Source organism: Chromobacterium sp. LK1, assembly GCF_001043555.1.
GTDB lineage: Bacteria > Pseudomonadota > Gammaproteobacteria > Burkholderiales > Chromobacteriaceae > Chromobacterium > Chromobacterium aquaticum.
Window position 1 is genome coordinate 1 of record NZ_LDUI01000086.1, and the last position, 612, is coordinate 612.

At 65.0% G+C, this 612-nt stretch carries 1 protein-coding gene and 1 pseudogene; both read left to right on the top strand.

Going from position 1 to position 612, the window contains the following annotated elements; genetic code table 11:
• Positions 1-166 precede the first annotated feature (166 nt).
• Entirely contained in the window at positions 167-328 is a 162-nt protein-coding gene (locus VI26_RS24760) for a hypothetical protein (protein ID WP_156184013.1), read from the top strand.
• 24 nt (positions 329-352) lie between these two features.
• A pseudogene (locus VI26_RS22940) lies at positions 353-612 on the top strand (hypothetical protein); the annotation flags it as partial.

Consider the following 612-nt stretch of genomic DNA (forward strand, 5'->3'; position numbering starts at 1 on the left):
TCCGCTTTTTCGCTCGTTTTCGCCTCGTCTCGCGAGATCGTAAACACGTTCTTAAACCGCGCTCCCGCGCGGCCCCTCCCGCCGTCTCCCCCTTCCCCTCACAGCCCCGCCCCCAGCGGGCGGGAGCCTGTGCTTTCCCTTCCCCTCCCATCATCAGGAGCGTTTCATGCAAGATACCCAGCCCATCCTCCCTTCCGAGCCTATTGAATCGTCCACCGACCACGCCGCCGACGCGGCGCCGGCCACCGCCAGTCCGTCGTTCGACCCGCAGCAGGAAATCTGGGCGCGCCAGGCCAGCCAGCCGCAATTCAACGCGTTCACGTCCTAATCGCTCACCCTATAGGAGATTCTCATGCGTGAAGTCATCAAGCCCGTACCCACGCCGGACGCGCTGTTTCACGACGGCAACCCCAGCAGTGGCGAATTGGGCACCATCGTCGGCGCCGACTGGCTGAACAATGTGCAGTCCGCCGTCATCGCCAACCAGGAAGAACTGCTGAACGTGGTCAAGAGCAGCGGCCAGAGCGCCAACCCGGCGCGCAAGGACCAATTGCTGCAGGCGGTGCAGCAGATCGCCTGGGGGAGCGCCAGCAGGCCGACCACGCTGGCCGG